This window comes from Streptomyces sp. NBC_00335, assembly GCF_036127095.1.
Taxonomy (GTDB): Bacteria; Actinomycetota; Actinomycetes; order Streptomycetales; family Streptomycetaceae; genus Streptomyces.
Genome location: NZ_CP108006.1, coordinates 8644205 through 8669953, shown reverse-complemented (window position 1 = coordinate 8669953; position 25749 = coordinate 8644205). Strand labels below are relative to the sequence as shown.

General features: G+C 68.6%; 27 protein-coding genes and 2 pseudogenes. 17 read left to right on the top strand and 12 right to left on the bottom strand.

Going from position 1 to position 25749, the window contains the following annotated elements; all coding sequences use genetic code 11:
- Positions 1–135 precede the first annotated feature (135 nt).
- Entirely contained in the window at positions 136–258 is a 123-nt protein-coding gene (locus tag OHA37_RS39295) for a hypothetical protein (protein ID WP_266914087.1), read from the top strand.
- 269 nt (positions 259–527) lie between these two features.
- Here the strand turns inward: OHA37_RS39295 and OHA37_RS39290 are convergent, their stop codons facing one another.
- The 3 genes from OHA37_RS39290 to OHA37_RS39280 form a co-directional block, all read right to left on the bottom strand.
- Entirely contained in the window at positions 528–968 is a 441-nt protein-coding gene (locus OHA37_RS39290) for an NUDIX hydrolase (RefSeq protein ID WP_266914085.1), read from the bottom strand.
- A 10-nt stretch (positions 969–978) separates the two neighbouring features.
- Positions 979–1653 (bottom strand): dTMP kinase, encoded by a 675-nt coding sequence (locus OHA37_RS39285; RefSeq protein ID WP_266914083.1) that lies wholly within the window; start codon positions 1651–1653, stop codon positions 979–981.
- Positions 1654–1772: 119 nt separating this feature from the next.
- On the bottom strand, positions 1773–2222 hold the full coding sequence (locus OHA37_RS39280; protein ID WP_266914081.1) for a hypothetical protein: 450 nt from the start codon (positions 2220–2222) through the stop codon (positions 1773–1775).
- A gap of 193 nt (positions 2223–2415) precedes the next feature.
- Between OHA37_RS39280 and OHA37_RS39275 the strand changes: the two genes are divergently transcribed.
- The 4 genes from OHA37_RS39275 to OHA37_RS39260 all read left to right on the top strand — a co-directional run bounded on the left by OHA37_RS39275 (position 2416) and on the right by OHA37_RS39260 (position 5736).
- Positions 2416–3750: an XRE family transcriptional regulator gene (locus OHA37_RS39275; protein WP_266914079.1), complete on the top strand. Its 1335-nt coding sequence runs from the start codon at positions 2416–2418 to the stop codon at positions 3748–3750.
- A 101-nt stretch (positions 3751–3851) separates the two neighbouring features.
- Complete coding sequence (locus OHA37_RS39270; protein ID WP_266914178.1) at positions 3852–4349, top strand: GNAT family N-acetyltransferase; 498 nt, start codon at positions 3852–3854, stop codon at positions 4347–4349.
- An 827-nt stretch (positions 4350–5176) separates the two neighbouring features.
- Entirely contained in the window at positions 5177–5482 is a 306-nt protein-coding gene (locus OHA37_RS39265; protein WP_266914077.1) for a DUF6247 family protein, read from the top strand.
- Positions 5479–5736, top strand: a complete 258-nt coding sequence (locus OHA37_RS39260; RefSeq protein WP_266914075.1) for a hypothetical protein — start codon at positions 5479–5481, stop codon at positions 5734–5736. The genes OHA37_RS39265 and OHA37_RS39260 overlap by 4 nt, the downstream gene beginning before the upstream one ends.
- A gap of 115 nt (positions 5737–5851) precedes the next feature.
- On the opposite strand, the gene OHA37_RS39255 is transcribed toward OHA37_RS39260, so the two are convergent.
- Positions 5852–6460, bottom strand: a complete 609-nt coding sequence (locus OHA37_RS39255) for a hypothetical protein (RefSeq protein ID WP_266914073.1) — start codon at positions 6458–6460, stop codon at positions 5852–5854.
- The gene (locus OHA37_RS39250; protein ID WP_266914071.1) at positions 6460–6993 is read right to left on the bottom strand and encodes an RNA polymerase sigma factor; all 534 of its coding nucleotides are present in this window, start codon (positions 6991–6993) and stop codon (positions 6460–6462) included. The genes OHA37_RS39255 and OHA37_RS39250 overlap by 1 nt, the downstream gene beginning before the upstream one ends.
- A gap of 510 nt (positions 6994–7503) precedes the next feature.
- Between OHA37_RS39250 and OHA37_RS39245 the strand changes: the two genes are divergently transcribed.
- From OHA37_RS39245 to OHA37_RS39210, 8 genes and pseudogenes are all read left to right on the top strand, one after another.
- The gene (locus OHA37_RS39245; protein WP_323182424.1) at positions 7504–8073 is read left to right on the top strand and encodes a transposase family protein; all 570 of its coding nucleotides are present in this window, start codon (positions 7504–7506) and stop codon (positions 8071–8073) included.
- Positions 8074–8227: 154 nt separating this feature from the next.
- Complete coding sequence (locus tag OHA37_RS39240) at positions 8228–8971, top strand: hypothetical protein (RefSeq protein WP_266914069.1); 744 nt, start codon at positions 8228–8230, stop codon at positions 8969–8971.
- Positions 8972–9405: 434 nt separating this feature from the next.
- Positions 9406–9738 (top strand): hypothetical protein, encoded by a 333-nt coding sequence (locus tag OHA37_RS39235; protein WP_266914067.1) that lies wholly within the window; start codon positions 9406–9408, stop codon positions 9736–9738.
- Between the two features lie 114 nt (positions 9739–9852).
- Positions 9853–10578 (top strand): hypothetical protein, encoded by a 726-nt coding sequence (locus OHA37_RS39230; protein ID WP_266914065.1) that lies wholly within the window; start codon positions 9853–9855, stop codon positions 10576–10578.
- A gap of 997 nt (positions 10579–11575) precedes the next feature.
- Positions 11576–11629, top strand: a pseudogene (locus OHA37_RS39225) (hypothetical protein); the annotation flags it as partial.
- A 121-nt stretch (positions 11630–11750) separates the two neighbouring features.
- Positions 11751–12065 (top strand): annotated as a pseudogene (locus OHA37_RS39220) (DUF6000 family protein); the annotation flags it as partial.
- 95 nt (positions 12066–12160) lie between these two features.
- A complete protein-coding gene (locus tag OHA37_RS39215) occupies positions 12161–12520 on the top strand; it encodes an effector-associated constant component EACC1 (RefSeq protein ID WP_266914174.1) in 360 nt (119 codons plus the stop codon).
- Positions 12517–13683 (top strand): caspase family protein, encoded by a 1167-nt coding sequence (locus OHA37_RS39210; RefSeq protein WP_443046280.1) that lies wholly within the window; start codon positions 12517–12519, stop codon positions 13681–13683. The genes OHA37_RS39215 and OHA37_RS39210 overlap by 4 nt, the downstream gene beginning before the upstream one ends.
- Positions 13684–13699: 16 nt before the next feature.
- Here OHA37_RS39210 and OHA37_RS39205 read toward each other — a convergent pair whose 3' ends face one another.
- From OHA37_RS39205 to OHA37_RS39175, 7 genes are all read right to left on the bottom strand, one after another.
- Positions 13700–13909, bottom strand: a complete 210-nt coding sequence (locus tag OHA37_RS39205) for a hypothetical protein (RefSeq protein ID WP_266914061.1) — start codon at positions 13907–13909, stop codon at positions 13700–13702.
- A gap of 385 nt (positions 13910–14294) precedes the next feature.
- Positions 14295–15830: an amidase domain-containing protein gene (locus tag OHA37_RS39200; protein WP_266914059.1), complete on the bottom strand. Its 1536-nt coding sequence runs from the start codon at positions 15828–15830 to the stop codon at positions 14295–14297.
- A gap of 574 nt (positions 15831–16404) precedes the next feature.
- The gene (locus OHA37_RS39195) at positions 16405–17658 is read right to left on the bottom strand and encodes an FG-GAP-like repeat-containing protein (RefSeq protein WP_266914057.1); all 1254 of its coding nucleotides are present in this window, start codon (positions 17656–17658) and stop codon (positions 16405–16407) included.
- A 656-nt stretch (positions 17659–18314) separates the two neighbouring features.
- On the bottom strand, positions 18315–18569 hold the full coding sequence (locus OHA37_RS39190; RefSeq protein WP_266914055.1) for a hypothetical protein: 255 nt from the start codon (positions 18567–18569) through the stop codon (positions 18315–18317).
- Between the two features lie 295 nt (positions 18570–18864).
- The gene (locus OHA37_RS39185) at positions 18865–19398 is read right to left on the bottom strand and encodes a tetratricopeptide repeat protein (RefSeq protein ID WP_266914053.1); all 534 of its coding nucleotides are present in this window, start codon (positions 19396–19398) and stop codon (positions 18865–18867) included.
- A 443-nt stretch (positions 19399–19841) separates the two neighbouring features.
- Positions 19842–20432 (bottom strand): hypothetical protein, encoded by a 591-nt coding sequence (locus OHA37_RS39180; RefSeq protein WP_266914051.1) that lies wholly within the window; start codon positions 20430–20432, stop codon positions 19842–19844.
- Positions 20433–20455: 23 nt separating this feature from the next.
- Positions 20456–21496 carry a bifunctional lytic transglycosylase/C40 family peptidase gene (locus tag OHA37_RS39175; RefSeq protein ID WP_266914049.1) on the bottom strand — a complete coding sequence of 347 codons (1041 nt, stop codon included), beginning with the start codon at positions 21494–21496 and terminating at the stop codon, positions 20456–20458.
- A gap of 404 nt (positions 21497–21900) precedes the next feature.
- Between OHA37_RS39175 and OHA37_RS39170 the strand changes: the two genes are divergently transcribed.
- The 4 genes from OHA37_RS39170 to OHA37_RS39155 are packed head-to-tail and all read left to right on the top strand — an operon-like array spanning position 21901 to position 25748.
- Positions 21901–22743, top strand: a complete 843-nt coding sequence (locus OHA37_RS39170) for a hypothetical protein (RefSeq protein WP_266914047.1) — start codon at positions 21901–21903, stop codon at positions 22741–22743.
- Positions 22744–22763: 20 nt separating this feature from the next.
- Positions 22764–23105 carry a hypothetical protein gene (locus tag OHA37_RS39165; RefSeq protein WP_266914045.1) on the top strand — a complete coding sequence of 114 codons (342 nt, stop codon included), beginning with the start codon at positions 22764–22766 and terminating at the stop codon, positions 23103–23105.
- Positions 23106–23107: 2 nt separating this feature from the next.
- Positions 23108–23896 carry a hypothetical protein gene (locus OHA37_RS39160; protein ID WP_266914043.1) on the top strand — a complete coding sequence of 263 codons (789 nt, stop codon included), beginning with the start codon at positions 23108–23110 and terminating at the stop codon, positions 23894–23896.
- The gene (locus OHA37_RS39155; RefSeq protein ID WP_266914041.1) at positions 23886–25748 is read left to right on the top strand and encodes a hypothetical protein; all 1863 of its coding nucleotides are present in this window, start codon (positions 23886–23888) and stop codon (positions 25746–25748) included. The genes OHA37_RS39160 and OHA37_RS39155 overlap by 11 nt, the downstream gene beginning before the upstream one ends.
- The last annotated feature ends 1 nt before the right edge of the window (position 25749 follow it).

Genomic DNA, 25749 nt, shown 5'->3' with positions numbered 1-25749 from the left:
AGGACCGCCAGGCGGAGGCCCTCTCCGAGGTGCAGCGTGCCGACGTGCTGCGCCGCAGCTTGTCCCAGGGGGACTACCGGCCGGCGACCGGCGCTGTCGATCGGGCCGCAGCGACGGCACTCTTCGGGCTGGGCCGTGCCACCGAGGCCCGGCCGCGGGGCTGCGACCGCGTACGACGACTGCCTGGCGCTCTTCGGCCCGAAGGACTACTGCACCGGAAAGGCCAAGGCACTCCTCGACCGCATCGACGGGGGTTGAGCAGGCGGGTCACGGCGGCATCGGCGTACGCGGGGGTTCAGAACCTGATCCTGATTCCCTGAGTCGGGCCGAGTCCGTAGCCTGATATCAGGTCACCCCGGGGCCGGAGTGATCCTGAACAACCCGCGAATGATCAAGGGTCCTGGACCTGGCGCCCGCCCTCGCCGGCCTCCGTGTGAAGTTCACCGCGGTGACCGGCCCTCGGAGCTCACGTGCCTCATACGGCCCAGGGGTTCCGTTCGTGGAACCCCGGTGTCCCCCGTGGCCGGTCACCAGCCGTGTTCGGTCAGCCCGTCGGCGTTCTTGAGGTAGCCGTACAGGCCGGCGGCCGGGTACTCGATGATGTCTTCGGGCAGGGCGTCGACGGGGAACCACGTAAGGGCGAGGCACTTCTCGGGCTCGCGGTTGACCGGCTCGCCCTCCCACTCGGTGGCGAGGAAGAAGAGGCCGATTCGTTCGACCGCCTCGCTCTGCCTGTGGTGCACGGTGTGTACGAGGCGCAGGTGCTCGGGGTCGACCTCTACGCCGGTCTCCTCGCGGAGTTCGCGGGCGGCGCCGACGGTGAGGGACTCGCCCTGGTCGAGCTTGCCGGAGGGGGCGTGCCAGCGGCCGTGGCCGTACGGTCCTCCGCGCTGCGACAACAGGATCATGTCGCCGTCGCGCAGGATCACGTGGGTGTCGATGACGGGGGTTGCGGGTCTGGGGCTCATGGGTTCGGGGTCACCGTGTGCTCGTCGGGTCTGGTGGGGCTGGAGCTTGGGTCGGTACTGGGGCGCTGTGGACGGTACTCCCGTCCGGGGGAAGAGCGTCGGCGATTCGGCGCGCTACGTCCTTGGGGGTGGTCGTGGTCGAGTCGATGACGAGCACCCGTACGCCCATGGCCGTGAGGGTCCGCGCCGCCTCTCCGTACAGCTCGATCTCGCGCCTCGGGGCGTCCGGGTCGAGGTGGAAGCGGTGACGGATGCCGCGGGCGGCGAGGCGGGCGGCGATCACGGCCGGCTCGGCGGTGAGGATCACGGAGAGGTCGGGCAGCAGGACCTCGCGGTGCAGGTCGAGCACGAACTGTTCGAAGACGCCGTCCAGGCGCTGGAGCACCAGGGAGGAGGCGAGGTACCGGTCGGATAGGACGGTGAAACCGGCTTCGCACATCGGGAGCAGCTCGTTGTGGACGTGCTCGTAGCGGTTGGCCGCGACGAGGCAGGCGAGGGCGTGGCCGTTGAGGAACGAGGCGCTCGTGCGGGTGAACTGGCCGAGGGAGCTGTGCGTCGGCTCGCAGGTGCGGTGGACGAGCCGGCCCTCGTTGCGGAGGTGGCGGTCGAGTTCTTCCAGGGTGGCCGTACGCGATGCCGACGTTGAAGCGGGCCCGGGCAGCGGTGTCCTCCTGGTCCTGGTCACAGCCCGGGAACGTCCAGAGCGCGCGACGCTCGGGATGCACGGGATGCACGGGTGCTGCGCCCTCCCGCCCCTGCCTGCCGGCGTACATTTCCCTCCTCTCCCCTCCCTCCTCTCCGTGCTCACGAAGCGGCTTCCGCGTTCCGCCGGAGTGACTCCCGCAGGAGGACGGGGTCCGTGAGGGCAGTCTGCCAGCCTGGCTCCTGCACCCATGTCCCCGTACGCCGCTGCCTGCCACCGGGCTTGGAGGCCACCAGCCACCACCCTTCCCCGAGTGCCGTGGTGCCCGGTACGTCCCATCGCGCGGCGGTGCCGACGGGCGTGAAGAGGTAGCACCGGTCCACCGCGAGGTCCGCCAGGATCGCGGAGTCCTCCAGCAGCCCGTACGGGGCCAGGTCCTGGGCCACGGCCTGCAGTTGCCGGTACGGCAGGGCCACGGCGTCCCACAGCCGCCCCGCCGGAAGCAAGGCGACGCCGAGCACGTCGTCCCACTCCCGCCAGACCTGGGCGGGGTGGAGGTGACTGCGGGCGGCCCAGTGCGCTCCGAGGTTCGCGGGTTCCACATCCAGCACGGCTGCCTCCGTTGGGCGGGGGTCACTGGGAACGTACGCACGGATGGGGGAAGGGGATCCGTGCATCACCAGTAACTCCCGCCGGTCGGGGGAGGGCCATGACGAACCCATGGCGGGCTGCTCGCACCGGTACTGACGACTTGGCTGTGGCTTGACCTGACGTCCGGGGTTGGCCGCCTCTACCGTGGCTCGTATGGCACAGCCCAGGAACGAGCCGCTGGCAGCGTGGATGCGCGGACACGAGCTCACCGCCGCCGCGCTGGCGGAGCTGGTCAACGATGCCCTGGCCGGGATCACCGGCCGCCCCGGGGCCACGAGCGAACGTACGGTCTTCCGCTGGCTGTCGGGTGAGAACCGGTGGCCCCACGCCCGGTTGCGCCGGGCTCTGGAAGCGGTGGCGGGAGCACCCGTCACGGAACTCGGATTCGTCCCCCGGCGTTCGGCCGGCTCAGTCGGCTCGACTGTGTCCGGTCCGGCCGGGTCCGGCTCGACCGGGGCCGACCAGGAGCAGGAGATGCCCGTGCTGCGCCGAACCTTCCTCGCCGCTGCGGCGGCCGGTGCGGCCGCGGCCACCGGCCCTTCCACGAACCCGCCCACCATCGGGGCGCGTCCGTCGGTCGGATCCGCCGACGTCATCCGCCTGCGCGACGGCCTGGACGCCCTGATGGCGGCCGACGACGCGGGAGGCGGCAGCTCCGACCTGGAACGGGCCGCCCTCGCCGGCGCTCGTGAGGCCCTCGCGCTGCAGCAGGGCGCCGCCACCGGCCGTACCCGGCAGCGCCTGTTCTCCGTCGCGGCGAACTACACCGCGACCGCGGCCTGGTCGTGCATCGACTCGCGCAGGCTCGGCCAGGCCGAGGCGCACCTGAACACGGCCCTGCGACTGGCGGGCCTGGCTCAGGATCCCGAGGCCACGATGCGGGTGTGGAACTCGAACGCCATGCTCGCCCACCAGCGCGGCCGCCACGCCGACGCCGTCGCGGCCGCCCAGGCCACGCAGTCGACCGCCGTCAGCCGGCGCGACCCCTTCTACGCATCCCTCGCGCACGCCCGTACCGCGGTCAGCCACTCCAACCGCGGTGAGCGCCAGAGCGCCCTGCGCAGCCTCGGCCACGCGGGCGAGGCCCTCACCAAGGCACCCGACACGAACCGGCCCAGCTGGATCGCCTTCTACGGGCCCGCCGAACTCCACGCCCTGACCGCGATCGTCCGCGACCGCCTCGGCGACGCGGCGGAGGCCGAAGCCGCCTCCCACCGGGCCCTGTCCGTCCTGCCCCACCCCTTCCGCCGCAACCGGGCACTCGCCACGTCCCGCCTGGCCCTGGCCCAGCTCCACCAGGGCGACCTGGACCAGGCCTGCGCGACCACGGACACCGCGTTCCAACTCATGCGCGGCGCACCACTGCCGGGCCGTATGCGGACCCTCCTCGGCGACTTCCACCGAGACCTGTTCACCCTCGCTCCGTCGGCCACCGCCGCCCTCGACTGGGCCGACCGCTACCGCACCGAATGGAGCCACTCCGCGTGAGCGCAGCCGAAGACCACCGAACGGACGCCGACACGGCCCTCCACACCGACCACGGAGGTGCGTACCGCCTCGAACGCTTCGGCCACGCAGACCTCCACCGCATCCGCCAGACCCTCCTGGACGTCCACGACGACGCGTACGCCGAGGAGATGGACGACGAGTTCCACCAGCGGTTCGCCTGGTTCGTCGACCACTGGGGCGCCCACCCCGGCTTCGTATGCGTGATCGCCTACGAGGGCGAGGATCCGGCGGATCCGGTCGGGTTCTCCTACGGAGCCCCGTCCAACCCGGGCCGCGAATGGTGGCGCGACCATCTCGACCCCGCGCCCGACCCGAGCACCACCTTCGCCGTCTCCGAACTGATGGTCCGCAGCAAGTGGCGCAAGACCGGCACGGCCCGCCGCCTCCACGAAGCCCTCCTCACCGACCGCGACGAGGCACTGGCGGTCCTCCTGGTCGACACCACCCACCCCCGCGTCCAAGCCCTCTACGAGAGCTGGCACTACGCCAAGATCGGCGAACGCCGCCCCTTCCCCGACTCGCCCCTCTACTCGGTCATGCTCCGCGACCTGAACGGCAGCCCGGCGGGGACAGCCTGAGGCCGGGCCGGCTGCGTCGCGGGGCGGGCGCGGCCGGAGATAGAAGTGAATGGTCGGGATGCGGGGCAGGTCGTGGTCATCGCACGAGGGCTGTCCAGCGGGAGCTCGGATATCGCGTGCGGCCGGGCGCGGCTCCTGTGGCTGGTGTGTCCTGACCATGAAGTCACGCCGACACTGGGCGGCGGAGGGAGAGAGTGGCCACTCATCGCGGACTGCCGGATATGTCGGATTCGGCGAAAGTGCTTCAGAACGCCTCCCCCTCTCCCTAAAGTGTCAGCTCAGTAAGCCTGCTCCCCGCGCACGCGGGGATGGCCCCGACTACGACCCGAACCAGCCCATTCCGGTGCGCTGCTCCCCGCTGGCGCGGGGATGACCCCAGGCCGTCGTACACGCGGAGCACAACCGAGTCCTGCTTCCCGCGCTCGCGGGGATGGCCCCTCGAACCCGATGGCGTCCGCATCCCGGTTGCCCTGCTCCCCGGCACGTGCCCGGATCGGCAGGTGGTGACGGGCGGGGCTGCCCGCCCGCGTGCAGCCCCCCACGAAGTCGTCGACTGCTGGCCCCGACCACCCGTAATTCCGTCAAGCCACGCACCGTTGGGAGCGTTGGACCCAACCCCTCCCAAGGGTGCCGGTACGGGCATTCCGGCCCGCTCGGGTGCCACGGGACGACAGCATGAAGCCCGGGCCGTTGACAGCTGTCCCGGGCTGCGTCCACGTGAATCCGTGCAGAGGGAGATTCGTGGCATCTTCCGCCGCTGACACCGCCCACCCTCGACCCGGCCGCCGCCGGGCGTCACACTCGACACAAGAAGGAAGGGAACCCGCATGAGCGCACAGCCCGTATACCCCCATCAGCCCCCGCCGCCCCCCGCCCCGGCCGCGGCCGCGAGGCTCCGTACCCGCATCGCCGGACACGATGCCGCCGGCCGCTGGCTCCCCGCCTTCGACCGGGACTGGGACGCTGCGCTGGAGGAGTCCCGGGCGACGTACGACCTCTCCTCGCTGCACGAGGTCGTACGCGAATGGCAGGGCCGGCTCGACACCGCGCCCGCGGTCGCCGCGCTCGTCACCTCGGGGTACGAGGACACCGACAGCGTCGCCCTGGAGGACATCATCGGGGCCCGCCGGTGAGCGATGCCTGGCCCGTTCGGCTGGCACAGCAGGCGGCGGTCCATCTTGCCGAGCTCGACCCGACCGTCCAGGAGATGGCCCGCGACGTGCTCGACATCGCCGCCCGCTCGCCGTGGTCCTGGCCCCAATGGGACCGTACCGATCCCGAAGGCGAAGATGTGCGGCGCGCGTCGATCGGTCCGCTCACCGTCGTCTACTGGGTCAACCGCACCCTCGGACACCTCCGCGTCCTGACCATCGTCTGGGCCGGCTGAGCACCCTCTCGCCACCCACCCACCCACCCACCCACCTGAAGCCTCCTGGCAGGCAGAGTCCGTCAGCCCTCCCCATGTCCCATGCTGCTGCTGGTGGAGCCGTGGCCAGAGCCGGTCACTCGTCATTCAACAGGTCGAGAATCACCCTGATCACTTCGAAGGTCGGTTGGCCAACGGCGCCCATGGTTGCGGTGATTCCCATGACGGCTATCAGTGCGCGACGCCGGCCCTGGAGCGGGACGGAGGCATCGGCGCTCAGGTACGGCAGGGCCTCGTCGATGACCTGGTCAAGCGGGGGAGAAACCTGGCTCCGCAATTCTTGGAGCAAGCGGATCAGTTCCTGGAGGGCGTGGTGCATCTGGATTCCGTCGGCGGGGGCTGGTCCCGACTGGCCGGAGACAATGCCGATGTTGTCGGAGCCTCCGTGGATGGTGACCCTGTCGCCGAAGTGGAAAGTGCTGCTGTCCGCCCCTTCCATCCGCTGTCGCTTGCGCCGTTGTGTTCGACCGTGGCGGTCATACGGCCATCCGGTTGGTTCATCTGCTGTGGGTCCCGAGTGGGCGTCCTCCACCGCGGCGGCTTCCTGCCCGGTGATCGCGGCGAGACCGTGGGAGAGGTCCATCCCGCTTTCCAAGGAAGACAGAACAGCCTGGTCAGCGGTCTTCAGCCAGGCATCCAACTCGGGGTCGTCGCCATCCATGAACATGTCCTGGTGCTCGCTCATCACGCACCTCCTCGCTGGCCCAGACCGGCCTTGAGCGTGGCCCGGGCCCGACACAGGTTCTGCCGGACCGCTTCCTTGGTGATGCCCAGCTCCTCGGCGATCTCCGCCAGGGTGTACCCGTCGTAGAACCAGGCCATGACCTGCCGCTGCCGAGACGGCAACTCGACGAGGGCCGCGTAGACCTCACGCTCTTGGTCACTCAGCTGGATGCTCGTAGGCACATGAGACTCTGCCCGGGTCGCGGGAAGTTCCCCCGGAAGGTCCTCGCGCAGCTTGGCCCGGAAGTAGACCCGAACAGCCACGGTCCGCAGCCAGCGTGCCGGGAAGCGGATGCTGTCCCATACCGGGTACGCCGTGGCGAAGGCCTCCTGGGCGGCATCCGCGGCCTCTTGCGGGCCAGCCCCGTGCTTCATGACGAAGCGGGTCAGTAACGGCATTTCGCGCCGATAGACATCAGGGAAGGGATACGGCCCCAGGCTTGTCCTGACCCCTGTGCCTGGCAGCGTCTGCGGGAATGATGTGTCATCCACCATGAGGAGCCCGCTCTTGTCGGAACGGCTGCTGTCCCACTTCGATCGTGACCTCGTCCCCGGCAGCAGAACGCATCCGACTGCCCATCGGAAGCGCCTCGACCATCCGGGCCCCGGCACGGTGTTGGGAAGCCGCAGCCTCCGAGTCGCGGCGAGACCGGAACCAGACCATCAAGCACCGGGCCACGTAAGGCACAACACATAGCCCGGCGGCTATCCACGAGGCTTCCATCGCCTCTCCTCCCCTGCGCATCCAGTGAAGCGCGTGGCTTCCAGCTCCGGCTGGCTATTGCTTAGTACCGGGAGCGGGGCTCTGTGTGACACCGACTGCCGAAGAACTTGCAGTGGTCGAGAGGGGCACCGGGAGTCTGTCGTGCGCAGGGTGGATGGGCTCTGGCCCACATTCGGTGAATCGGTAACTGATCGTGGGGTCCCGTTGCTGCGGGGCCGGAGGCAGGTAGGACCCGGATGGTCGCGGTTGCGTAATCAGTCGAGTGCGCGAGCTATTGCTCAGTGACGATCTGGGGCAACCGGATCTTTGATCGTCACCGAACGGCCTCGGGGTGCTTCGTGCTGCATGCTCCGTCCGCAGGCAGTGATGTCTGCTGTGCTCGCGTGTTCCTGCCAGATTTGAAGGACGTACAGATTCAGGGCGTCGACGACTTGGCCAACGTGGTTGTGGTCACCGTCCGGACCGTGGGCAAGGAGGCCGGGTGTCCTTCGTGCGGGGCACTCTCCGCCCGAGTCCACAGTCGATACCGTCGCGTTTTGGACGGCCTGGCTGCGGGCGGACGGCCGGTCTCGATCAGTCTTGTGGTCCGTCGGTTCTTCTGCCGGGAAACGGCTTGCTCACAGCGGATCTTCGCCGAGCAGGTCGGCGGGTTGACGACCCGGTACGCCCGCCGGACGACGGCGTTGCGTGAGTTTCTGACCAGTGTGGCCATCGCTCTGGCCGGGCGGGCTGGGGCGCGACTTGCCGCGGCGGCCGGCGTCGCGACCGGACGTCGAATGGTCCTCCCTGACGCCGGATTCGTGGGTCGGCCACTTCCGGCAGGTCACCGCGGAGGAGCCCCCTCCGTCTGAAGCGGCAGTGCCCCAGGCTGCCGTCCCGTCGTTGCGTCGTTCCGGAGAGGCATCCGGGGACCAGGGTCCCTGAGGCGGCCCGAACTGCTGCCCTCAGCGGAGCCCACACGAATCTCACATGACAGTTGCGAGCCGGCTCCGCGATCATTGCGCGATGACCATGGGACCGGACCTTCTCAGCCTGAACATCGTGTGCCCACCGCCAGGCAAGGGCGGCATAGAGGTCCGCCCGATCGTCAATGGCCGGGATCTCCTGGCCGACGTGTCCTTCCCCGGCAGGGTGGCTGGCCTCCGGTACCTGGGAGAAGACCCTCGGTATCTGCTGGACGGTGCCGCGCCGCTGCATGCCGCGGTGACGCCCCACGAGGTTCGTCTCGCCTGGTCCGGGTGCGGCGTGGAGGAGTGCTGCGGCGCCCTGTACGTGACGGTCAGGCGCGACAGGGATCACGTCGTCTGGGCCGGCTGGCGCGACCTGGCCCATCAGGACCTCGACCTGCCGGAGCTTCGTTTCGCCGCAGACCAGTACGAAATCGAGGTCTTGCGAGCCGGAGAGGACCGCAGCTGGGAGTGGCCGGCAGGAGTGGTTGCGCGGCTGCTCGAGGCAGGGCTGAGGGACCGCGGGGACTGGCTCGCCAGGTGGGAGTGCGAGTTGGAGGACGTCTGGGCCTCCCGCACCACGGAACCTGATCGGATCGACGTCATCCTGAGGCATCCCCCGAACCGGGCCGACACAGATCTGCCCTGGGCACAGTTCCTGGTGACCCTCCCGGTCTCCGCAGAGGTCCCATCCCTCCAGGCGGAGCACCTTGAATCGCTGCTGACCGCAGGCGACCCGCGTGCCACCGCCGAGCTTTGCGGAGGCTACAACCCTGAGGAACTGGGCTACCCGTGGCCGTAGCCGGCCAGGATCGTGGCGTAGGCGTTTCCACGGCGTTTGGCCAAGTCGTCGACGCCCTGAATCTGTACGTCCTTCAAATCTGGCAGGAACACGCGAGCACAGCAGACATCACTGCCTGCGGACGGAGCATGCAGCACGAAGCACCCCGAGGCCGTTCGGTGACGATCAAAGATCCGGTTGCCCCAGATCGTCACTGAGCAATAGCTCGCGCACTCGACTGATTACGCAACCGCGACCATCCGGGTCCTACCTGCCTCCGGCCCCGCAGCAACGGGACCCCACGATCAGTTACCGATTCACCGAATGTGGGCCAGAGCCAGTGGATGTCAGTGGCGCGGAGGGTTGTGTCAGTGAGACGGTCCTCAGCTCACGGAAGGGGCTGCGGTGTGTATGCCGGGTGCTTGACCCCGCGGTCCGTCAGGTTGGATGGCACCGTGGCGAGACGACCCAAGGCGAAGAAGAAACGGCCCCCCTTCGGCATACCGAAGGAGATCATCCTGCTGACTGGGCAAGACGTGTGGCCCTACACGTTCATCGCCGACGACTCGGGTGGCGGATGCGGCAAGGTCCCGATGCCCGCCGACGCGGCCCACGAGGACGTACAGACGGCGATCTTCACGCAGCTTGCGGACCTCACCCGCATATTTCACGGCGTTGAGATCGACGTTGCGTGGTCCTCCCTGACGCCGGATTCGTGGGTGGGCCACATCCGGCGCGTCACCACGGTGGAGCCTGCTCCGCCTGGCGCGGCACCTGAAGTCGGCTGACCACGGGGTCACCACGGACACATCACGAAGCCAGACGTCAAGCTGACGACGTACCTCGGGGGCAGCGTTGGGGCCGGGGTCGACTCGCAGCTCGCGGGACTGTTCAATGCCTGGGTGGTGAACTGGGCACAGATGTACGACTGCCGCTTGGACGTGGACCGCGTACCCGAGCTTCTGGCTCTGGTGGAGCGTGAGGACGACGCCGAAGCGTGGACCGAGCTGGGGTATCGGCTGGTCCTTGAGCACGACCTGCTGTCGCTGGCCGGCCTCGCGGCATTGCCCCGGCTGGTGCGCCTCGCCGCGGGCAGCACGAGGGCACGACACCTGGCTGGAGCAATCATGGAACGAGCGGCAAGTCACCACGACGGCGACGAGCTGCTGGCCGGAAGCGCAGAAGCGATCGCCGAGTTCGGCGCCCTCCTGGACCGGCACTTGCAGTCGCGGCCGGCCGACTACCTGCTTACCTTCCGCGCGTTGCTCGCGGTCCAGGAGCAGTATCACTGGGCCAACGTCTTGGGCGACTTCGACGACGACTTCTACGAGCTGCCATGCCCCCACTGCGCGGTGGAGGTGACCATCGCCATCGGCGGCTATGGCCGCTACGCGGCGATCCGGGACTGGGACCTGGGTGACACAGACCGGCGTGACCTGCGGCCGAGTCCTGCCGAGGAGCTCTCGGGGGTCGGCCGATGGATGCACGAGACCGCGAAACGCGATGGGGAAGACGTACTCGCCGAGGGAATCTCCCATCTCTTCGGCAAGGCCGAGTGTCCGAGTTGCGCCAGCGTTTTCACCATCGCGGACGAGTACGAGGCTGCGAACTGCCCCGTCCTGCGGTAGGACCGTGTGGCATTTACTCTTGCCTGCCCCCTGCCAACTGAAGGGCCCACCCCTCCCGGGCCGCCTGCGGGACGACACCGCACGTTGCTATGTCGTCAAGTTCAGGGGATGAGCTCTCCGGTCACGGCGCGAAGGAAGTGCCGTTGGTGCCACTCGTTGGCCTCCGGTCCGGGATCGGTGGCCAGGACAGGGTTCGGACCGGTCTCTATCAGGTGCATGAGCGCCCAGGCGACGCCGTAACAACTCTGCGTTTCCACTGCAATGACCCCTGCGCACGACACCCACTGACACGAACTCTGCGCCACCACTGTGATGTCCCTGCGCATGTCACCGATGGCAACAAGCATCGCGCCGCCGTCCGACGCAGGTCCTGGACTTTTGTCCGCGGACAAAAGTCCAGGACCTGCCGAGTGTTGAGAGGGTTCCTTCCTATCGCGCTACCACTCTCCTCACCAATCTCGTTACCAATCTCGTTCCCCGCGCACGTGGGGATGACCCCCCTCGGCACGCGCATCGGCGACCGCACCCGTCCCTCCTCCCCGCGCACGCGGGGATGACCTCCAGTCCGAGCGAAAGCTCGAGGGCGCCTACGGCTGTTCCCTGCGTACGCGGGGATGATCCCCCGATCGAAGGCCGCGTCGGCGACGAGGCATTCTGGTCCCCGCGCACGCGGGGATCCCCCCGCTCCGTCGAGGGTGAGGCCGAGATGGAAGCCCTGTTGCAGTGATCTGCACCCGAACCCAGAAGGCGACCCCATGCCGTTCCAGCGCCCCGAGGCAATCGGCTACGGCCACGTGATCTAGCGTTACGTGACGAGGAAGGACTCGGACCGCCCGCGCTACCTCGACCTGCGCAGTGGTCGGCGTCCTGCGCCGGGGTGGCCGCACGCCGAGGGCTTCGCCCGCCGAGCTGGAGGCGCTCTTCGCCTACGAATGGCGCGCGCCTCACCGCAGCCTGGCTGATCGGCGTGGGCCGATGTACCTCGTTCCGCGAGCGCATGGGCGATCTGCTCCTGGCCAGCGAGGTCTTTTACTCCGGCGGCGGTTACTGCTTCGCTCTGGCCCGCCTGGGCACCCCGGCGGACGCCGAGATCCTGACGGCCTACCTTCGACCGCTACCTCCCCCGTACCGACCTCCGCTACGACCAGCCCGCTGCCCTCGGCGCCCTCCTCCGCCTCGACGCCCACCTCGGCACCTATCACGCCGATCGCTTCACCCAGCCCGGCGGCCTCTGGGACCAGTGGGTCAATGCCCTGATGCACCTCCAAGACCATCCCAGCTCCACACCCGAAGAGCTGCGCCGCTGGACCGACCTCCACTGCGACTTCGCCAACGGCTGGTCCCGCCCGTATTCCGGGGTAGGGGGGTACGTCGACGCTCCGAGGCCCGGTGCTCGGCCTGCTCGACGAGAGCGGCCCGAGGTTCCGGCGCCCCCCGCCTCCGGCCCCCCGCAGTGGCCGGGCCACCGCTCATTCCGCACCAGGTAAGAGTGGGAATGAGCCAAACGCACACCAGGCGGCACGCTCTGCCAGACCATGGTGGTGGTGCACGAGAGGGCGGACAGGTGGAGGCGGGAGAAACCATGCGTGTTGACGTACGGGTGGCGGCAGAGGCTGACGAGCTGCGCTCACTGCACAACTGGCTTCAGGCAGACAGCGACATCCGGAAGTCCTCCTCGCTGACGCTCCGGGAGCAGCCTCCCGAGTCCGGGCAGATGGGCAGTCTGGTGGACGTCATCCAGGTGGTGACCGACAACGGCTGGAGCGCTGCCTCCTTCGTGGTGGCACTGGCCACTTGGAAGCAGACAAGGCCTCAGAACCCGCCGGTCGAGATCAGGCGGGGCAACACCGTGATCGTTCTTACGCAGCCCAGCGACGACGAGATCAGCCGGATTGTCCGCTCCCTTGAGGCCCCGGTTGCGGATGAGGCCCCAGAAGCGTGAGCGCCCTGCCTGACCCCGGTGCGACCCGGGCTGTGCTGATAGGTACCAGTCGCTATGACCACCTTGAGCCACTGCCTGCGGTGTCCAACAACCTGGCGGCCCTGGCCGCGGCAATGGCGGAACCCTCCTGCTGGGGTTTGCCGCCCGACCACTGTGTGACCCTCTCCAACCCCACGACTGCCGAGATGACCATGGCCGCGGTACGGTCGGCAGCCGAGCAAGCGCGTGACACCGTGCTCGTCTATTTCGCGGGCCACGGGCTGGTCGACCCGGAGAATGACCTCTACCTGGCCATGCCGCAGTCCAGGAGCCAACAGGTGGAGACCGGGCTGCCCTACCGGTGGCTACGGCAGGCGCTCCTGACCAGCCGGGCAGAGCGATGTGTCGTCCTCCTCGACTGCTGCTACAGCGGTCGTGCCCTCGGGTCGATGGCTGGTGACCCGGCGGATCTGGCCGATCAGGCATCAGTGGAGGGAACATTCCTGCTGGCCGCCGCGGCAGAAACGCGCACAGCGCTGGCCCCGCCGGGTGAGCCGTTCACCGCCTTTACCGGAGAGCTCCTGGACATCCTTCGGAGGGGCATCCCCCACGGCCCTGAGCTGCTGGAGTTCGGCGCCCTGTACCGGCACATGCGCATCAACCTGGCGGCCAAAGGGCGTCCCGCACCCCAGGCGCGGGACAGGAACACGGGAGCGCAGCTCGCCCTCGGCCGAAACTCGGCGTACTTGCCGGCAGCGGGGTCCGCTCCTACTACCGCCCGCGACAACCCGACGGCAGGACGCTCCTGGCCCAGTCCCTCTGGCATCCGTACGGTCGAGGGCTTCTTCAAGGCGCTGTCAGACGTTCGCGTCACGAGTGGCCTCACCCATCAGATGGTCAGTCTGCGGTCCGGTGGGCGTGTCTCCGCCGGCACCGTCAGCCGGCTCTTGAACCGTGGGAATCTGCCCAAGACCTGGCAGACCACAGGGGCGTACCTGTCTGTCTGCGGCGTGCCGGAGACACAGGTCGCTGAGTGGCAAGCCGTGTGGATGCGGTTGCTGGCGGAGACGACGGTTGAGGCAGCTGCTGTCCGGCCCAGCAACTCACGACCGAGCCAGAAGCGTAGTTCGACGCTGCTGGAGCGATGGGCAGGGAGGGCGTCCCGACGGAACGGCCGGAGTTGAGAGACCTGTTCCCCGTTCAGGGAGTGGCTGCGGCGCTCGGGATCGGCTGCTGCGGAGCAGGAGCAGGTGCCCCGCTGTCATCGCCGACTACCGTGTTCCACGTAGCGATGGCCAGCAACGCGGCCACGACGATGACGCCCGTCGCGGGCTTCTTCACCTGCTTGACGGCCGACGGCCGTACCCAGTGCCCCGCCCGGTAGTAGGGCTTGTCGCTCTTCTGCGCCACTGTGCTCTCCCCCGATGAGCCTGCTTCGCTGAACTTGCGACAGTTTCGCAGCGTCCAGCGAGGCGAGGGGGCAATCGACTCCGTGCGGCTGATTCTGAACCGACCGGGTCCGGTTTTGCTTGGCGGCCGAGCCGTGCTCCTGGTCGACACCACCCATCCTCGCGTCCGGGACCTGGCAGTACGCCAAGGTCGGCGAACGCCGCCCCTTCCCCGACTCATGCCTCTACGCGGTCATGCTCCGCGACTTGAGCCGCAGCCCGGCGGAGACGGCCTGAAGCAGATGAACTACCGCAACGCGGTGTGAGCGTCGAGGGCGGCAAGCCTGGCTGTCCGGTGTGGAGGGAGTCCGCGGGGTTTGGGTCGCAACCCAAACCCCGCGGATGGATCAGCTCAGGGGCGGCGTGGCCGTGGTGTTGACGACGCGCCAGGCGTAGAAGGCCTTATCCCGATGGCGGTTGACGATGTCCCACAGCGGCTCGTCCAGCTTGTTCGTGGGGCGGCCCGTGCTGTGGTAACTCATCCGTGGACCTTGTTCGGACAGGCTGGTGACGATCATGGTGTGGTCCTTGTTACGGTCCGCCGGGTTGGCGAACTGGACGATGTCTCCGATGCCGACGTCGCTGAGGTAGCGCACCTTCTCGACCCGGCCGCTGTCCTTCGCGAACTCCGCCCAGTTGTTCGCAGCGGACCATGTCCACGAGACATCATTGGCGCGGTAGTACCAGTACGGCCGTTCCCGGTGCGTGTTGGGGTGGCTCACCAGCGGCACGTTCATTTTCCAGCCGCCGGCCAGCAGGGCCTGGCTGACGAAGTTGGTGCAGTCGCCGCCCAGGTTCGCGAAGTCCTTGTAGGCCGGATTTTCTATCTTGGCGTATTTGACCGCGTAGGCCACCGCGGCGCTCGGGTTGTATCCCGGTGCGTAGGGGATGTCGGCGACCTCTCCCGGGCGACCGGCAAACATCGCGTCTTTAAGGGCTTCGATGACGGCGGTGTGCTTGGTCGTGCTGTATCTGACCCACTGCGTCATCTCCATGTGGTAGAAGAAGCCGCCCTTGCCGTTGGTGTGCTTGGCCTGCGGATTGATGGTCGCCCCGAGGTCCGGGTAGTGGACGCCGTCGAACACTCCGGCCCACACGTCGTTCGCGTTCAGCGCCTTCGAGAACGAGTCGAGTCGCATTTCAGGCTCCGGGGTGCCGTTACTGAGCACCACGTCCGGATAGTTGGCCCGCTCCTCGAATCCGTGCAGCTGCACGACATGGGTGGCGTTGGGCGCCGACGTCGTGAAGTTCGTGTGCACCTTGTGGAAGAGGCTCTCGTAACTGCGCGCCATGTCCGACACCCGGCTGTTCTCGTACTCCGGCCGCGTCTCGGTGCTGTTGTACCGGTGCGTGCCGGCCATCGCGAACATCTTCGCGTCGACGTCCCGGAACATTTTGATCCCCAGTTCCGGCGTGTTCTCGTCATGGAACGGGTGGGGTACCTCGACGGCCAGGTTGACCTGCGCCGACGACGTGTCGTAGCGCAGGATGTACATGCCCCAGCATCGCTGGCACGGCACGCTCTCCCGGACGACCAGGTAAGACCGTTCGGAGACAGTGTCCTGGATCCAGTCGAGGTTGTAGCCGTACCGCTGCAGGATGGCTTCAGCCTCACCCCGCGTCGCAGCGTCACCCTGGTTGGCGATCCGCATCGCGCGGATGATCTCAGCGACCTCCGCGGGGCTGTCGGCTTCCCACCTGAACTGGTTCGTGTCCTCTGTGCTGGGCATGCCGTTCTTGTAGTTCACGACGTACGTCGCCAGGTCCAGCCGCGTCACCACCCGGTCCGGAACACCCGCCGCCTGCGCCGGCGTTTGCAGCCCGCCCAGGGTGACCAGGGCGACCAGGACAACCAGTGTCAGGGCCGCCACCTTGCGTATCAACGCGAAAATCGATCTCCCCGTACTACCGCGCACTACTACGTCCTTACCTCAGTACCACGGCCCGCAGGCGGCGGCACGATAATCAACCAGGGGCGAAGGGTAGATCCACTAGACCGGTATCGCCGCCTCCGCCTACGGGGCGTCGTCGCCCTACATGACCTCGGTGCCGGGCAAGGATGCCGACAACCGCGACGGCAATCCGAACTCGACATGATGGGCGTCGAGGTCGGGCGCGCTGGGCACTCCGCGCTGATTCAGGCGACGGCCAGCGGCAGGGGTAGGCCGTTCGCCGGACTGAGTACCGGCCGGCCGCCGAGCGGTTGGGCTCCTGGACCATCAAGATCCAAGTGTCTCCGGTGTCCAAAATCCGGGGTCAAGGCCCGTAGAAGACCATGGCCTCGAAGTGGCGGCGCACGAAGTACCCGGGCCGGCGGCGGTCACGGATGACCTTCTGCCAGTTCTGTGTCGCGAAGGAGACGTCGACCTACGCGACACAGGGTACGGATTCGGGCCATACGAAATGCAGTCCGTTCTGAACGGTGGTGGTGGGACCGGGTGGCCTGGCGGCCGTGGCTCAGAAGACGAGGTGCGCGTCCGAGGTCTCGATGACGGCCACCGGGCGGCCGAGGTGGCCGTCCGATGCACCCGTCCCGGGGTACATGCGTATGGAGTTGTCCTGGTGCGCGTGTGCCAGGAGGTCGGGGTGCCCGTCGCCGTTGTAGTCACCGACCCCTGCCAGCTCCTTGAAGCCGTTCCAGCCCCCGGTGCCGATCAGGTGCCGGTCGCCGAAGCCCCCGCGGCCGTTGCCCGGGTAGAGCCACAGCCGGCCGGTCGTGTCCCGCGCCACGAGGTCGGAGCGGTGATCGGAGTTCATGTCACCGGCACCGACCAGCTCGTTCATCACGCCCCAGCCGCCACCGAGGTTCTTGCGCGTCCCGAACGAACCCTTCCCGTTGCCCGGGTACGACCACAGCACACCGGCCGCGTCGACCGCGAGTAGATCCCGCCTGCCGTCACAATTCAGGTCTCCGGCCGCAGCCATGTCGCGCATTCCGTTCCACGTGCCGCGGAGCTGGACACGCGTACCGAGGCGCTTGCTGGTGCCGAAGCCGGTGCCGGGGTAGAACCACAGGACGCCGTTCTTGTCCCGGGCGAATACGTCCTCGATTCCGTCTCCGTTGTAGTCGCCGTGGCGCAGCATCTGGCTCATCCCGGTCCAGCCGGTGCCAATGCGTTCGAACCTGTCGGTCACGTTCCACTCATGTGAGGGGGCCCAGTACCACAGCTCGCTGTAGCGGTTGCGGGCGAGCAGGTCGGCACGGCCGTCACCATTGAGGTCACCGAAGGCCGCCTCGGCGGCCGAGGAGGAGGGACGCACTCGCGGTTCCTGGTCATACCATTGCACGGGGTAGTAGGACAGACCGCATTCGCTCCCCTGCCCGTACGGCAGGAGCTCGATCGAGCTGATGTCGTTGTCCAGATCCGGGCGGTCGCTCGTGGCCAAGGACACCTCTTCGTAGGGGTACCACCTGCCGCCCAATTCGTAGTCCGGTTCGGAGCTCAAGCACACCGTGTACGTGCTGTAGTTGGCGATCGAGCTGATGTGGTCGTCCCAGGCGCCGAGACTGGGCAGGCTCTTCGTGACGACCATCATGGAGCCCGTGCCGGCCGACCCGCTGAACACGCAGACCTGCCCCCGGGCGCAGCGGTCGTACCCGCTCGCCGCCTCGGCGGACGAGGCGGTGGCGAGCAGGTCGGCGGTGGTGGCGAGCGCCGTGGCGGCGGCGACGAGCGCACCGCGGACGGCGCGCGGAACAGTAAGGCTCACAGAATCCCCCGGATCCATACGAAACATCCGCTGTTCGCACAGGTCACGCCGGAGGCGGCCCCCTCCGGAACGCAGAATCGAGTGCCTGGAGCATAGACCTGGCCCTTTGCACCGGGACCGGCGGGCCTCGCAAAAGAGGCGGTTGGCAGCGCATCCACCTGGAGGTCCTTCGGCCCGGCCGGGACCTCTGCCCGGGCCTGCGCCGCCGGAACCGCGCCGTCCGGAGGAGGCCCGAAGTCCAGATCACCAACCGGCAACAGGACATCTGCTCGGCCTACGGACCACTTCACAGACCATCCGCGCAGCGACTCGGCAGCGATGTCACTCTCGGCCTCCACTGAGAGAACTCCCCGAGCGACTAGATCTCCACACCGCCCGAGCACCACGAGCGGGAGAGCAGCAGGATAGAAAGCGGAGGTATACCGCCCAGCTCAGGTCGTATGAGGGCTACCCTCCCGGCCAACTGGAATGCACAGCTAGACAGCTCAGGTGCTCATTAGACAGATGGAGGGCTCAGTCACTGTTGAGCGACGCTGAAGATGAGCATGAGGGCGACGTGTTGGTCGTCGATGGGATGGGATGGGATGGGATGAAGCGACCCCGGCGGCGGTCCCTGAGTTCTAGTGATCGTCGTGCACACGGTGTCGGCTTCGTGCTCACTCTGTCGCATGGGTCTCAGTAATGGCGGTGCGAGTGGAGGTCTCCTCCCTGCTCATCGTGGGCATCTGGTAGCTGATCCAGATCCGCTGGTCCAAGGCCGCCAGGACGCCGTGCTTCATCCGTTTGCGCAGGGTGGGCTGGCCGACCAGCCACACCGCGAACGGCGTCGTGGAGTCCATGTCGTAGTCGGTGAGCATGCGGATCGCGGCCAGTTCCCGCCCGGCCGCGACGGTGTCGGTGGTGTACTCCACCCGGCTCCTCATCGGACAAGGCGGGCACGTTGTAGTTCACGACGGGCCACGGCTGGCGATTCCCGCGCCCGCCCCGAAGGCACCCCGGTGAGCAGGGCCGGTCCCCACGGTGAACTTCACGCGGTGGCTGGCAAGGGCGGGCGCCAGGTCCAGGACCCTTGATCATTCGCGGGTTGTTCAGGATCACTCCGGCCCACGGGCCACCGGATTTGAGGCTACGGACTCGGCCCGACTCAGGGATTCAGGATCAGGTTCTGAACCCCCGCGTGCGCCGATACCGCCGTGGCCCGCCTGCTCAAGCCCCCTCGATGCGGTCGAGGAGTGCCTTGGCCTTGCAGGTGTAATAGTGGTCCGGGCCGAAGTTCGCCAGGCAGGCGTCGTACGCGGCCGCGGCCCGCGGCCGGGCCTCGGTGGCACGGCCCAGCCCGAAGAGAGCCCTCGCTGCGGCCGCATCGACACCGCCGGTCACAGGCCGGTAGTCCCCCTGGGACAAGTTGCGGCGCAGCACGTCGGCACGCTGCACCTCGGCGAGGGCCTCCGTGTAGCGGCCCTGGCCGCTGAGGGTGCCGGCCAGATTGAGCCGCAGGAGCAGTCTGAGCCGGTCGGGTTCGTGGTGGGTGGCGAGCACTTGGCGCGCCAGCACCTCGGCCTCCTGATGACGGCCCAGCTCGCTGAGGGCGGCGACCTGCCCGGTTCGGGCGACCGCCGCTATGAACTGCAGGTCCGGTCCCGTACCGCGGTCCGCGAGCTGTGCGACGGCCGCGCACTCCGCCTCGCATTCGCCGTACCGGCCGAGAGCGCCCAGCTCCCGTGCGCGGTCCGAGCGCATTTTCAGGGTGTGCCTGTGCTCGGAGCCAAAATCCCTGACGGCGGGCGGGGAACAGCTCGTCGTACATGGCGAGGGCATCGGTATGACGGCCTTGGGAGCTTACCGCGAGCGCGGCGATGCCCATCGCGAGCGGTCCGTTGATCTCGTGGCGCGGCCGGAACGGGCCCGCGGCCAGGGAGCGTGCCTCTGCCTCGGCTTCGGCATAGCGCCCCGCCTGGTACAGGACCGCGGTTCGAGCGAAGGGGGTCCCTGCCATCAGATCTGCATCGCTCCGGTCACGCCAACGAAAGAGCCTCATGCCCGGAGCATACGAACAGCGTTCACCGGCACCGCCGCGGCCCCCTAGCCAACAGCCTTCGTCACACCGTGGGCTGAGGCCGAAGCAGCAGCCGATTTCCGGCGGGCCGCGGTCGGGGCAGGGTAGCCCCGATTGCCCCGACCGCCTATCGCGCGGACACCGGTACGGGCCCTTGCCCGTCCTCGGACGCGTGGAGGTCGCGAAGGTGGGCCCGTACGCGCCGGATCGCCTCGTCCCCTGCAGGCGGCGCTGCGGTGAAGGCCTCGATCAGGTCCTCGGCCAGACGCACCGCGTCCGGAGCCGGCAGCGCCTTCCACATGCTGTAGGCCCGGCGTACCGCGAGGGCCGTCTCCTCGTGCCCGGGACCGTGGAGGGCGGCGTGGAGGCGGACCACGTGGAGGTACCAGGCCACGGCGGTCTCGTGATGGCCGGTCAGATGGACGACGTAGGCACGGACCTCCCGGACCCTGACCGTCTCGATGTGGTGCTCGCCCCGCGCGGCGGTGGTCTTCGCGTCGAGCTCGGCGACGAGGGCGTGCGCCCGGGCGAGGTCGCCGGCCGCGGCCGCCTGGATGGCTGCCAGCTGCTCGGCCAGGTCCGAACTCACGGGCTCGTCGCCGAGATCGAGGGGCGTGGGGTCTCCGGGCAGCGGGGTGGTGGCCCCTTCGGGCTCCGCGCCCGCCCAGAACTGCGGGTCGACGACACCCCAGGGGCGGAAGAGGGTCTGGTCGTGCATGGGGGTTCCTGTGCTCGTGTCGGTCACCAGGCCACCACCCGGCGGATGCCGGTCACCCGGGTCATGTAGTTGGTCGAGTTCCGCCAGCTGCTGTACGGGACGATGCGAGTACGGACCCCTGTGCGCGGGGACTCGATGAGCAGGCCGGACCCGATGTACATGCCGACGTGTCCCGGGTTGGAGGCCGAGCCGTCGGAGCCTGCGTTGAAGACCAGGTCGCCGGGCTTCGGGCTGTCCAGGCCGACCTCGTTGGGCAGGTCGATCTGGTCGAAGGTCACGCGAGGGATGGTGATCCCGGCCGCCTTGTAGGCCTGCTGCATCAGGGAGGAACAGTCGCACCAGTGCTGCGGGTTCGACCCCAGGGCGTTGGTGCAGTCGCCGCCGAGCTGGTACCAGCCGCCCTTCTGGGCCAGGGCCCAGGCCACGGCCGTGCGGACCGGCGGCGGGGTGCCCGGAGGGAGCTCGAAGCCGTCCGGGAGCTCCACGGGCCCGCTTCCGCCTCCCGGGGCCGTGTACTTCACCGCCCGGGCCAGGATCCTTTGGACGTAGTCGTAGGTCTGCCCCTGGGCGAAAGCGGGGGGCGGGACACCGTCGAACTGCTCGACTCGACCCCAGCCCGCGTTGTAGGCGGCCAAGGCCTTCTCGATGGGCGATCCGCTGTATTCGGGATGTGCCTTGGCCTTCTTCAGCAGGCCGCACATCATTCCCCCCTGCGAGGGAATCGCGTCCTTCGGGTCCATGACGTCCTTGTCGCCATCGCCGTCACCGTCGATGCCATGAGTGGCCCAGGTCCCCGGGATGAACTGCGATATCCCGTACGCGATCGGCCTGCCGGTGGAATCCCGGGAGATGGCCGTCGGGTCGAAGTTCGACTCGGCCCAAATCTGTGCGGCCAGAATCGCCGGCGGCAGCCCCTGGTCGCAGGCCGCGGCGGCATCCAGGATCAGCGGAGCGTATGGGGCCGGGACGCCCCCGCTGCCGCCGATCATCAGGGAGCCGGCTGTCGGCCACGTACCGACGTTGCGCCCCTTGCTGTCGTCCTCGGCGAGCGTGGCGACGAGCATCACCACACCTAGCCCCAGAGCGAGCGGGGTGGCAACCACTCCTGCACCCGCCACCCCCAGCCATCGCTTCGCCCCCACCTGGCCCCTTCGGCAGTTCCTCTGATGTGCGCCCACGAAGACGAAATCAGGCCGCATGGCCGGATATTGATTTCACTGTGAGTGCGTGGCGGATCGTGACACTATGCCATTTCGGCTTTTGGGGAGGGGTCCTGTATACCCCTCAGGTGATGTGGGGCGGGCTGCGTAAAGTGCCCATGTCTTTCAGCTCCGGGTCGATCAGCGTATGAATTTCATATTTTCGCGACGGCTTTGGTTGGGTTGGGGTGCTTGGGGGGTTCATGAGCAAAAGGGGAAGCTCGGCACACACGGTGTTCCCAGAGGGCGCTCGCCTCGTCGTGCCGGTGATGGCGGCGACCGGGGGCAGCGCGCGCTCTACCGTCGCGCACCTCCTCGCCGACGAACTCGCGGCAGCGGCGGCCACCGTCGTACTGGACCTGGCGCCTCGCCTCGCCTCCCCCTGGCCGACGTGGAGCGGAGCAGAACGGGCCGGTGGCCTGGCCGCACTTCTGCCGGACCGACCTGCGACACGGGGCCAGATCCGTGGCGCGGCGGCAAGCCGCCGGGCCCCTGAAGGCGACTGGCACGTACTGACCGATGGGCGCGAGTGGCATGCGGCCCCGCTGCCCATGCCGTCCCAGCCCGCGGCCTGGTACCAACTCGCGGCCGCAGGCGGATGGCAGGCCGCCATCGCCGACACCGTCCACCCCGTGGCACACGACCTCCTCGCGACCCGGTACTCGGGCACGCCGAGCCTGACCCGCGCCTGGTGTGACCTGCCCTTCGCTGTCCCGATCCTGTGCGCCCAGGCCACCGCCGACGGCATACAGACCCTCCAGCAAGCCGTGATGGTGCTGCACGCCGAAGGCCTGCCCCTGCAGCGCACGGTGGTCGTCCTGGCCGCCACCGCCGACGGTCGGCCTCCCGCCGTGGTCAAGGCCGCGGCCACGATGCTCTCCGCCCGTGCCGCCGCCGTGGTCCACCTCCCCCACGACGCGGACATCCGCGCCAACGGACTCCAGGCCCAGCCGGCCCGGATCCGCCCGCGCACCCGCCAGGCGGCCGAGGAGCTGGCCACCGCCGTGCTCACCGCCGCCCGCGAGGCCTTCGGCGATCCGCTGCCCGCAGCTCCGCAACCCGCCCCGCTCCCTGCCGTTGCAGTCCCCGCCGTTGTAGTCCCTGCCGTCTGACGAATTAGGAATCACCGAGTATGAGCCAGCTCCTGATGAGCCTGCACGCCCTTGCCACCGACCCCGGCGTGCACGTCGCGGCGGCCTCACCCGGTCCCGTGCCGGACTTCGATCCGGGCCTGCCGACGGAGGTCAAGAAGCCGGCCGCGACGATCCTGGCGTGGACCGCGGGCGGCGGCCTCGCGCTCGCCGTGCTCGGCGGGCTCAGCGGCTGGGCTCTGGTCGCGATCGGCCACAACACCGAGCGGGCCGCGCTGGCGGCACGGGGCAAGCAGAGCGTGCTGTGGAGCCTGATCGGCGCGGGCGGCATCGGACTGACGTCCTCGCTGATCCTGGCCGCGTACAACATGACGAGTGCCTGAGCGTGGACTCGTCGAACGGGCTCAAGGCCCGCAGAGCCCGATTCGTGCTCGCCGCCATCGTCGTCGCGGTGGCCGCGCTGCTGGTTGCTGGCGGCTTCACCGCGGCCAACTTGATGCGAGGAGACGACAAGGGCGAGCCGCAGGCCGGGGCGACCCCAGCCGTGAGCATCCCCGCGCCCGCGCCGACGGGCACGGGCTATGCAGCGGCCGGGCCGATGACCCCTGAGAAGGGCCACAAGATCACACTGCGCAAGCCCACCGGGCAGAAGGACGGCGTGTCCACCGGCTTCCCGGGCTCCCCCAGTGGCGGGCTCTCGGCCGTCGTCTATTTCTGGGAGGAGTACGCCTGGCTCGACGACGAGAAGGCCGCCCAGCAGCTCAAGGCTGTGGCCTCCACGGACTCCCCCAGGTACGCGGACAAACGAGTCTCCGAGATCCGCGCCATGCGCGAGGCCCTCGGCCTGCCCCCGTCCGGCGGGATCTCAGCCGACATCAACTTCACCACCGCCGTCAACGCCGTTCGGGGCACCACCGTCCAGGCCCCCGGCTTGCCGGTGGGCGACGTCATGCAGGTGTGGGTCTCCTACGACCGCTTCGCCACCGGCCCCAAAGGGGGCCGCGACGAGAACCCGCTGCGCGGGGACATGGTCGACTTCATCGTGAAGTGGCAGGACGGTGCCTGGAAGTTCACCGACGCGTACGACTCGCTGCGCACCTTCCCGGTCGCCTACGAGCCCACCAGCACGTACGCCTGGGACGACGGCTGGGTCCAGGTACGCCATGCCGACTGACCGCTTACAGCGCACCGCGCGCGCCCTCGTCCTGCTGTGCGCCCTGCTCTCCTTCCTGAGCGTTGGCGCCGGCTTGTCCATCGCGGTCGCGGAGGACAACAAAGACCACTACTCCACGGTCGGACCGCCCGACCCGATCCCCAAAGAGTGGGAGCAGTGGACCATCGGGCTCACCCCGAAGGGGAAGTACTGCCTGTTCGACCAGATCGACGACCGTCAGCTGTGCCACCTGCCCGGGCCGGGCGATCCACGGATTCCCGGCCGGACGATCCCCTGTGAGGGTGCGGACGGGAACGGCGCGGCCGAGTGCTCAGACGAAGAGCAGCGGGAAGCCGAGATGCGGCGACTGGAGGAGTGGCGCAAGAACTTCCCCGACAAGCAGTGGAAGAACTACGAGAAGCTCAACCAGTACCTCACCGACTGCGTGGTCAAGGACAACCGCCCGTTCTCCGTGTGCCGGCTCGAAGGCGAGGCGAAGTACCCGCCGCCCGCCAAGGGGCCGCTGGACTGGGTCGCGGGCAAGTTCTCCGAGTTCGCCTCCAACGCGCTCAAGGAGGCCGCGTCCTACATCGGCAAGAGCGTGGTCTGGCTGCTGTCGGAGTTCGCGACGCTCTTCAACGACTTCTCCTCCATCAAGCTCGACGACACAGGCATCGCGAAGTTCACCCTGATGATGACCTCGCTGTCCGTGGTCCTCGCGGTGTTCCTCATGCTGATCCAGTTCGGGAAGGTGGCGGTCAGCCAGAACGGGGCGCCGGCGGCAACCGCACTGGTAGGCCTGGCCAAATGGGCCGTCATCTCCTCCGTCTACTGGGTCGTCGCGCAGACGGCCCTGGAGTGGTCGGATGCTTTGTCGACCTGGATCATCGACAAGACCTTCAGCGGCGGAGGCAGCGGCACCGCGTCCGAGGCCATGCAGCGCCAGCTCGGTGCACTCTTCGGCGGCCTGATCACCGGAGGCGGCGGCGCCGCGACCGTCGGCGGCGCCCTCATCTCCGGCGAGACGGTGGCCACCTCCGCGGTCGGCGTCGTCATCGTTATGGGCATCGTCTGCATCCTGGCGATCGCCGCCCTGTGGGTGGAGATGCTCCTGCGCCAGGTCGGCATCATGATCATCATTGCGACGATGCCCATCACCCTGGCCGGTCAGCTCTCCGACAGCACGGCCGAGTGGTGGCCCAAGGCCCGCAACGCCTTCATCTCCCTCGTCCTGATGAAGCCCGCGATTGTCGGCGTCTTCTCCATCGGCCTCTTCGCGATGACCGAGGGCAACGGTGTGCAGAACATGCTCGTCGGCTTCGTGATGTTCCTCGCGGCCTGCTTCTGCTGGCCCGCGCTCGCGAAGTTCATCACCTTCACCACCAACGGCGAGGGCGGCGCCATGGTCTCCGGCTGGCTCAGCTCGGCCGGCTCCTCCGCCTCCTCGTCCTCCGGCGGAGCACGGCTCGAACCCGGCGGCGCCGGCGCAGTCGGCGGGTCCGGCTACACCAAGGCCCTTGAGTCCGAGAACTCCTCCTCCGTCCCCTCGACGGCTTCCGCGGCCGGGAGCGGCTCCAGCGGTGGTGGAGCTGCCAAGTCGGCGGCCCGGTTCGGCGGCAAGGCGCTGGGCGTCGCCGCGTTCGGCCTTCAAGTGGTGGCGGCCGGCAAGGACTCCTTGGAGTCGGGGCTCGGTAGTACGGCCGCACACGCCGGCCTGGGCCAAGGCGCTGGTGGCGGCCGCCACGTCGTGATCGCCCCGCGCCGTTCCGAGGGACCGGCGCCCGCACTGGTCGGTGCTCCCGCCTCCGGCGCGACGTCGGCGGAGACGCCAACCGGCCCGGCACCGGCACCGGTACCGCGAAATGAGGGATGAG